Raw genomic sequence first — 8,218 nt, 5'->3', positions numbered from 1 at the left:
CTGCAGTTTGCCGGCGCGCACGGCCACGCAGGCAAGACGAAGCACCGAGCGAAGCTCGATGAGATATGTCGAAGCGTGGGACGAGACCCCCGCGACGTGGGCATCGTCTGGGCCGGAGCATTCGATGTCGTGTCCGGTCCCGCTGAGGAGAAGGAGATCCGAAAGAACCTGCGTGAGCAGTACAGTGACCGCCTCCTCCATGTGTTCTTGAGTCAGTGGTGGGGGCTGGATGGTTATCCCATAGATCCCGATGCCTACGTGCACGACGTGATCGCCGAAGTGCGCAGCGCGGGTATCGCCCCCAACTGGGGCTATCTCGACATGGCCATGACCAATACCACCCCCACCACCACCATCCGCGAGTACGCGCGTGAGTGGCTCGTCTACGGAGCCGAATACATCGGCACGCCCGATCAGATCGTCGACTACATGGAGGAGGCCTTTCACGCGAGCGGTGCCAACGGCGGATTCATGATCGCTCCGCGCTCGGGTGTGCCTGGTGGCATCGAGCGCTTCGTTGATGAGGTCGTTCCCGTGCTTCAGCGTCGCGGCCTCTACCGCACTGAATACACGGGAAAGACGATGCGAGAGAACTTCAAGGGCGAATGACCTCCCGCCTCGATCGGGGCGGACGGACGAGAAGTTTCGACGGCGGCACCGCGGGGGCACGTGCGCCCGGGCGTGGGCTGGCGATGACAGCACTCTTCATCGCGCTCTTCTTCGCCGTCGCGTCCAACACGATGGTGCTCACGGGTCTGCCACAGATCATCGGCGACCTCGACGGGACGCCGGTGCAGTACACGTGGATCGTCACAACTTCACTGCTTGTGCTCGCGGTCACTACGCCTGTCTGGGGTCGACTCGCCGACCGCTACTCGGCCACCCGCCTGTTGCTAATGTCGCTCGCGATCTATGCGCTCGGCTCGATCGGTGCAGGGTCTGCTTTCGAACCGTGGACGATCGTCGCATGCCGAGTGCTCATCGGTGCCGGTGCTGGAGGCATCGTCACTCTGGTGCAACTCATCGTGACGGGAATGACCTCACCTCGCGAGCGGCCGAAGTTCTTCGGGATGCTCGGATCTGTCACATCTGTCGCCGCAATTCTGGCTCCGGCCCTCGGCGGGATCATCGTCGACATCGGCGGCTGGCGCTGGGTCTTCTACTCCACAGCTCCGGTGGCGCTGATTGCCCTCGTGATGGTCTGGCGGTTCGCTCCGGTGATATCGACAACCGGCACCCCGTCCGGGCGCTTCGATGTGAGCGGCACTATCCTCATCGCGAGCACCGTGACCGCCGCGATGATCGCCCTGTCGGCGTTGGCGGAGGCGCCGTTGCTTGCGGCAACTGCAGGCGCCGCGACCGCCGTGCTCCTGCTGGCTACCGTCCTGGTCGAGCGACGTGCGCTCTCGCCGCTGATTCCTCCAGCTCTCATGCGCAATCGGCATCTCGTGCTTGTTCTCATCGCCTCCGGCGTCGGCGGGGTCGCCGCGTTCGGCACGTCGGTGTATCTCGCGATGTACTTTCAGGATGTTCGCGGCGCTACCGCGGGCGAATCCGGGTTGCTGCTGATCCCACTGTCGATCGCAACGCTCATTGCGTCTCTGACAGTCGGCGTCATCGTGTCACGGACGGGCCGCGACAAGATGATGCTCGCGCTCGGCATGGGCGCGGTCGTCGCCGGCTACGGCATGCTCGTACCGATCACGCCCGACTCCCCTCTCGCGTACGTCGTCGCCGGCGGCGCGGTGGTCTCCCTGGGGGTCGGGGCGGTCACGCAGCAGGTGATCGCGACCGGTCAGCGGTTCCTCCGCGACGATGAGCTGGCCGTGGGGTCTTCTCTCATCCTGTTCTTGCGGAGCCTGATGACGGTCCTCTGCCTGTCGGGATTCGGCGCCGTGCTCGCAGCGATGGCCACCGGCGCGGGGGCACCTTTGCCCGGCATCCGGATCGTGCTGACCGCCTGCCTCGTGATCGGAACGGCGGGCTTCGTGGCGGTGCTCTCATTGCCCGCCGGCCGACTGCGGGTGAAGCGCGGAAACGTCGCGCTCACACCGCGTGACGAGCCCGAAACGGTCGTGTGATTCTGTTGTCCCTGATGGCCAAGACCGAGTTCTCGCGCGCAGAGCCCCAGGAGCGCATCCCGGGGCCCGCGGACGACCTCGCAGCGGAGATGCTGAGCGAACGCCTGCGCAACGGGCACGCGCTCCAGCAATCCCCCCGGCGCGTCTACGCGCTGCTGCGATCGGCGATCAGGTCGGGGGAGTTGCCCGCCCACAGTCGGCTCGAGGAGGCCGATCTCGTGGGCGAGCTGAAGACGAGCCGCAATGCTGTTCGGCTGGCGCTGCGTCAGCTCGGCGCAGACGGGCTCGTTGAGAGGCGGCCGGGCGTCGGCACGGTTGTGGTGTCGCAGATCCACTCGTTTCCGGTGTTCGAATGTGTCGGGCCGGCGATCGGTGTCACGGGTGCCCTTCTGCTGATCGAGAACCAGCGGATCCCGCCGACACCGTATCTGTCCTCCCGGCTCGGTGGGGGCACGGAACCACTCCACATGTCCGAGTTCCTTGTGCGCGTCGGCGGCCAGACGGTCGGCATCTTCTCGCGATACGGCCACCAGCGCGCCGAGGCCCTCGAGCAGGATCGGCCCCTGTTGTCGCCGGGCGACCTCAGTTGGTACCGCCGCATCCATGGCTCCGCCCCTGGCGACATCAGCGTCGTCATCGAGGCGACGACGGTCGATTCGCGAACTGCGCGACTCCTGGGGCTTGCCGAAGGCAGTCCGCTCCTCGTGCGCGAGACCCTGTACCGCGACCAGACACACGCCCCGGTCGAGCTGCACATCACCTATCTCGACAGCCGCAAGGCATCGCTCATGGCCGTTGTCACCGACGGTGAGCTGCAACACGACGTGATCTCTTCTTCGCTCCCGACGCCTGTGCCTATCGCGCCGATCTGAGAATCGGAGACTGCTCGGACGCTGCGTCCTCCGGCGCTCTGGCTTCGAAGAACAGATCGAATTTCGGGCTGAGCGGGAGCCGCACAGCGCTGATCCCGAGGACGGCGCGATCTTCAGCGAGCTGACCGAACGTGGCCCGCGACGATTGCACAATCGCGAAGGGATGCTGCACCCCATCTTTCTCATGGGTACACATCCGTTCCGGCGGCCGTGCAGATGAGCAGGGGCGGCATCGAAGTTTCGCGCCCGAAGCCTGTGGAAGGGCGCTCGGGTTTCGACTCGCTTCGCTCGCTCGGGTGCGCGCTCAACCCCCGGCGCGTGCGCCCGCCACCGCACCCGGATGTTCAGGTTCGGGTCAACGGGGGCTCACCGGGTGCCGCTCCCCGGGTTGCGGCCGGGGCTATACGCGGCGAAGTGCTGCGATGAGTCGCTCGGCCGCTTTGCGTGAGTCGGTGATCCGCTGCGAAGACATAGAGATAGCCCCATAGCCTGCGGCGCTCTTCACGCTGATCAGCCGTTGCAGAGCGGGTGCCAGAGTCGCGTCGGCGCGCGTGAGCAAGGCGACGGCGTCGCTGTGATTGCCCGACGTCGAGTACTCACCCAACCGTGCGCAGCAGATGGCGTCGGCGGCCGCGATTCCCGCGTGCACATAAAGCGTCACCAGCGTGTTGGGGCTGCCGGTTGCGAGCGCCGCGAGGTCCTCGGCGTCGCGCCAGAAACCCTCGGCCTGAGCTCGGCGCCCGTCGCGGTCCGAGGGGGCGCATGCCCGCGTGCGGGTCGGACGGGGTGTCATGAACGCATGTCGGCCTGCAGTGCGCGGAGTACGCGCGTCAACCAGCCAGAGTCGTCTGTGAATGCGATCCCGTCGGCCAGCACCTCGTCGAGAAGCGGGCGTATCGAGGGATCGTCGATGTCATCCTCAGTGACATCAACGATGCGCGCGTCATTTCCCGTCCACGCGGTAGCGGACGCAGAGAGGCGCACCACGTGAGAAAGCCACGACTCGTCGCTCATGCCTGCCTCTCGCACGAGCAGGATGTCGAGGTCGCTCTGCGCCCGCATGTCCCCCCGCGCGGCCGATCCGAACATCGCGCCGAAAACGGGCGGGTTGGGCCAGTCGGCGACGGCCGCACGCAGGCGGTCCAGAAGCGAGCTCTTCATCGCGGCGAGCGCGCGGATCGGCACGGCGGCGAGGTGCTCATCGTTGAGTTCGTAGGTCGCAGAGCGCCCGATCCGATGCTCGAGCACGATCCCCTGTTCGACCAGCCGTCTCATGGCCTGGCGGATTGTGGAAATTATACGTCGTCGCGTACAATTCTGCGCAATATTGCACAATTGTGTCTGTTCGGAGCGGATGCGCCGCCGCCGTCGCCAACGCCGATGCGGTGATACGACCGGCCCGCGACCCCGCCCCCACCGCACCCGACCTGGCACGAATGTCTTGCCGAGCGACGATCGCCGACACATCGTGCCGACTCGCGGGGGCATCGCCCGGGCGCACGGCGCCGAACTCCGTCGCGCGGCGGATCTAGCGGTGATCAATCAGCGGCGCAGGGGGACCAGTGGCCACACGGCGGCGCAAACGCCTGCGTCAAGGCTGGAGCGTGGCCACGTGGGTCAGCCCGCCGCGGCGACGGCGCGGCCCGGGATGGCCTCCAGCAGCGCGACGGTGTAGGGGTGCTCGGGGTGTGCGAAGACGTCCTCTGTGATGCCCTGCTCGACGCACACCCCGCGGCGCAGCACCGTCACGGTCTCGGCCACCTGGCGGACGACGGCGAGATCGTGGCTGATGAAGAGGTACGTGGTGCCCGACTCCTTCTGAATCTGCGCAAGCAGATCGAGGATGCCGGCCTGCACGGTCACATCCAGGGCCGAGACCGCCTCATCGAGCACGATGATCGTCGGATCGAGCACGAGGGCACGTGCGATCGCGACGCGCTGACGCTGCCCGCCCGACAGCTCCCGCGGGCGTCGCGTCGACGTCGTCGCGGGAAGCGCCACGCGATCGAGCGCCTCGCGAGCCCGCGTCGATCGCTCCCTGCGTGAACCGATGCCGTAGTTGCGCAGCGGCTCTTCGAGGATCGACTCGATGCTCTGGCGCGGATCCAGGCTGCTGTACGGATTCTGGTACACCATCTGCAGTCGGCGCCGCGCCTGGCGCAGCGCCGCACCGCTGAGCGTCGCCATGTCCGCCCCGTCGACCTGCACCGACCCTGACGAGGCCTTCTCGAAGCCCATCACCATGCGCGCGATGGTCGACTTGCCCGAGCCCGACTCGCCCACCAGGGCGTGCGTCATCCCCCGGCGCACCGAGAAGGAGACGGAGTCGACGGCGCGGAACGGCTCCCTGCGGCGCCCCACGTCGAACTCCTTGACCACATCGGTCAAGGAGATGACGGCCTGCTCGTGCCGAGCATCCACGAGCTGCGCCCGCACCTCGTCTGGCGTGCGCGTCGCGACGGCCAGCGCCGGCGCGTTGGCCACCAGTTTGCGGGTGTATTCGGCGGTGGGCCGCTCGAGCACGACGCGCGTCCGGCCCTTCTCCTGCACCCGGCCGTCCTTCATCACCACGACGTCGGTGGTGCGGTCGGCGGCCACCGCGAGATCGTGGGTGACGAGCATGACCGACGTGCCGTCCTCGCGGCGCAGCTCGTCGATCAGATCGAGGATCGTCTTCTGCACGGTCACATCGAGCGCGCTCGTCGCCTCATCGGCGATGATCAGCTCGGGCTTGAGCGCGATCGCGCTCGCGATCAGCACCCGCTGTTTCATGCCCCCGCTGAGCTGGTGAGGGTACTGCTTCGCGCGTGCCTCCGGATCGGGGATGTCGACACGCTCGAGCAGTTCGAGCACACGGCGCTTGATCTGCGCGGAATCGGCCCACCGATGCACCCGCATCACCTCGGCGAGGCTGTCGCCGATGCGCTTGACGGGGTTGAGGGAGTTGTGCGGGTCCTGCGGGATCAGGGCGACGTGCCGCCCGCGCACGCGGCGCCAGTCGGCGTCGGTCCACGTCGTGACATCGACGCCGCCGAGCGTGATCGATCCCGACACCACCCGGCCGTTGCTCGCCAGCAGCCCGATGACAGCCTGCGCGGTCGTCGTCTTGCCCGAGCCCGATTCGCCGACGACGGCGAGCGTGTCGCCCCGGCCGAGCGCGAACGAGACGTCGCGCACGGCGACGGTCTCGGTGCCGCGGACCGTATAGGCGATCGAGAGGTCCTCGACCTCGAGGGTGGGCGCATCGTCGTTCCAGGCGCTCGCGCCGGCGGGCTTCTTCATCGTGCGCTCCTCGTGGAGATGGCGGCGGAGAGGCGGTTGGTGGCCAGAACGACGAGCACGACCACGATGCCGGGGATGGTCGTCAGCCACCAGGCGGTGGCCACGTAGTCGCGACCCTCGGCGATCATGAGGCCCCACTCGGGTGCCGGCGGCGGCGCCCCGTACCCGAGAAAGCCCAGCGCCGAGATGGCGAGGATCGCCATGCCGAACTGCAGCGCGGCGAGCGCGAACACCGGCGCGAGGGAGTTCGGCAGGATGTGCCGGAACATGACGGTGCCGAACGTGCCGCCGCTGGCGTACGCGGCCTCGATGAAGTCGGCCGATCGCACCCGGAGCACCTCGCCGCGCACGAGCCGCGCGAAGGCGGCGATGCTCGTGACCGCGACGGCCAGTGCGATCTGCATGAGCCCGAAGCCCAGGATGATGATGACGCTCAGCGACAGCAGCAGGCCGGGGATCGAGAGCAGCACGTCGACCAGTCGCATGAGCGACGCGTCCACCCACCGCGGGCCCGACCCGGCCACGAGGCCGAGCAGTGTGCCGACGATCAGGCCGAGCGAGACCGCGAGCAGCGCGCTCGCCAGGGTGTTCGCCGCGCCGTGCACGACACGGGTGTAGACGTCGCGCCCCGTCGCGTCGGTACCGAACCAGTGCGCCGCCGAGGGCGGCTGGAGGGCATCGGCGAGGCTCCCCGCGATCGGATCGCCGGGGGCGAAGACCCCGGGCACCAGAGCCCAGGCCGTGACGAGGAGGAGCGTCCCCAGGGCGAGGGCGACCGTGGCGGTGCCCGGACGCCGGGCGCTGCGCAGGAGCGAGCCTGCGCGCGAGCTCACGAACGAGGTCGTCGGCGGGGCGAGGACGAGCTTCTCGGTCATGCGCGTGCTCCCTTCGCCGCGAGGCGGGGATCGAGGACGGGGTAGATGAGGTCGACGGCGAGGTTGACGAGTACGAACACGGCCGCCGAGATCACCACGACCGCCTGCAGCACGGGGGTGTCCTGGGCGACGACGGCCTGCTCGGTGACACGTCCGATGCCCGTGCGCCCGAAGACGGTCTCGGTGATGACGGCGCCGCTGATCAGCTCGCCGAACAGCAGGCCGGCCATCGTGAGCGCCGGCAGCACGGCGTTGCGCGCGACGTTCTGGCTGAGGATCCACCAGTCCGAGGCGCCGCGCGAGCGCACCACGGTGATGAACGGCTGCATGCGCACGTCGTCGATCGCGCGGATGAGCACCTGCGCGATCGGGGCGGAGATGGGAAGGGCCAGCGCCATGACGGGCAGGATGAGCCCTTCGATGGGTCCCGGGTTGATCACGGGAACCCACCCCAGGCGGAACGAGAACACCTGTACGAGGACGATGCCCAGCCAGAAGACCGGGATGGAGATGAAGAGGGAGGGCGTTGAGCGCAGCACCCGGCCGAGCCACGCGAGCGGCTGCAGCTGCGTGAGCAGGGCGAGCACGACGGCGAGGAGCGCCGCGACGACGAAGGCGGTGCCCGCGAGGACGAGCGTGTCCGGCAACGCCGAGGCGATAATCGCCGCGACCGACGTGCCGGACTGCACCGAGTAGCCGAAGTCGCCCCGCAGGAAGCTCGTGAGGGTCATCCAGAACTGCTGCCACAGCGGCAGGTCGGCACCCAGCGCCTCACGCAGCCGGGCGATCTCGTCGGGGCTGAGGCCGGCCTCGGGGTTCTCGAACCGGATGACGAGCGCATCGCCCGGCAGCGCCTGCAGCATGATGAAGGAGACGGTGAACGCGATCGCGAGCACGATCACCGCCTGGCCGAGCCGACCTGCCACGTATGTCACGGGTTTGCCTTTCGCTGGTACGGGGGGCGCGGAATCCCGCGCCCCCCGAGAGGATCACTCGGCGAGGTACGCCTGGGCTTCACTCGCCTGGAGCGCACGGAAGATCTCGCTGCGGCGTTCGAATCCCCCGAGGGCGAGCGCGTACAGGCCGACGCCGAGGAGTTCATCGACTT

Annotated in this window: 7 protein-coding genes and 1 pseudogene; 3 read left to right on the top strand and 5 right to left on the bottom strand. The window is 68.2% G+C overall.

From position 1 onward, the window contains the following. From DI573_RS14250 to DI573_RS14240, 3 genes and pseudogenes are all read left to right on the top strand, one after another. A pseudogene (locus DI573_RS14250) lies at window positions 1–609 on the top strand (hypothetical protein); the annotation flags it as partial. An 83-nt stretch (window positions 610–692) separates the two neighbouring features. After that, a complete protein-coding gene (locus DI573_RS14245; protein ID WP_292815684.1) occupies window positions 693–2,081 on the top strand; it encodes an MFS transporter in 1,389 nt (462 codons plus the stop codon). 14 nt (window positions 2,082–2,095) lie between these two features. Beyond that, window positions 2,096–2,953: a GntR family transcriptional regulator gene (locus DI573_RS14240; RefSeq protein WP_292815681.1), complete on the top strand. Its 858-nt coding sequence runs from the start codon at window positions 2,096–2,098 to the stop codon at window positions 2,951–2,953. Between the two features lie 400 nt (window positions 2,954–3,353). On the opposite strand, the gene DI573_RS14235 is transcribed toward DI573_RS14240, so the two are convergent. The 5 genes from DI573_RS14235 to DI573_RS14215 all read right to left on the bottom strand — a co-directional run bounded on the left by DI573_RS14235 (window position 3,354) and on the right by DI573_RS14215 (window position 8,045). Continuing rightward, the gene (locus tag DI573_RS14235) at window positions 3,354–3,746 is read right to left on the bottom strand and encodes a hypothetical protein (protein WP_292815678.1); all 393 of its coding nucleotides are present in this window, start codon (window positions 3,744–3,746) and stop codon (window positions 3,354–3,356) included. Then, the gene (locus DI573_RS14230; protein WP_292815675.1) at window positions 3,743–4,228 is read right to left on the bottom strand and encodes a nucleotidyltransferase domain-containing protein; all 486 of its coding nucleotides are present in this window, start codon (window positions 4,226–4,228) and stop codon (window positions 3,743–3,745) included. The genes DI573_RS14235 and DI573_RS14230 overlap by 4 nt, the downstream gene beginning before the upstream one ends. Before the next feature lie 342 nt (window positions 4,229–4,570). Next, window positions 4,571–6,235 (bottom strand): ABC transporter ATP-binding protein, encoded by a 1,665-nt coding sequence (locus DI573_RS14225; protein ID WP_292815672.1) that lies wholly within the window; start codon window positions 6,233–6,235, stop codon window positions 4,571–4,573. Continuing rightward, a complete protein-coding gene (locus DI573_RS14220) occupies window positions 6,232–7,110 on the bottom strand; it encodes an ABC transporter permease (RefSeq protein ID WP_292815670.1) in 879 nt (292 codons plus the stop codon). The genes DI573_RS14225 and DI573_RS14220 overlap by 4 nt, the downstream gene beginning before the upstream one ends. After that, a complete protein-coding gene (locus tag DI573_RS14215) occupies window positions 7,107–8,045 on the bottom strand; it encodes an ABC transporter permease (RefSeq protein WP_292815667.1) in 939 nt (312 codons plus the stop codon). Before DI573_RS14215 ends, DI573_RS14220 begins: the two co-directional genes overlap by 4 nt. Between the last annotated feature and the right edge of the window lie 173 nt (window positions 8,046–8,218).

The organism is Microbacterium sp. (assembly GCF_003248605.1).
Taxonomy (GTDB): Bacteria; Actinomycetota; Actinomycetes; order Actinomycetales; family Microbacteriaceae; genus Microbacterium.
This window is presented reverse-complemented; position numbering and strand designations above follow the sequence as displayed.

Coding starts and splice junctions, on each gene's coding strand:
- DI573_RS14230 (WP_292815675.1), bottom strand. CDS start 4,228: ATGAGACGGCTGGTCGAACAGGGGATCGTGCTCGAGCATCGGATCGGG.
- DI573_RS14245 (WP_292815684.1), top strand. CDS start 693: ATGACAGCACTCTTCATCGCGCTCTTCTTCGCCGTCGCGTCCAACACG.
- DI573_RS14220 (WP_292815670.1), bottom strand. CDS start 7,110: ATGACCGAGAAGCTCGTCCTCGCCCCGCCGACGACCTCGTTCGTGAGC.
- DI573_RS14240 (WP_292815681.1), top strand. CDS start 2,096: ATGGCCAAGACCGAGTTCTCGCGCGCAGAGCCCCAGGAGCGCATCCCG.
- DI573_RS14225 (WP_292815672.1), bottom strand. CDS start 6,235: ATGAAGAAGCCCGCCGGCGCGAGCGCCTGGAACGACGATGCGCCCACC.
- DI573_RS14235 (WP_292815678.1), bottom strand. CDS start 3,746: ATGACACCCCGTCCGACCCGCACGCGGGCATGCGCCCCCTCGGACCGC.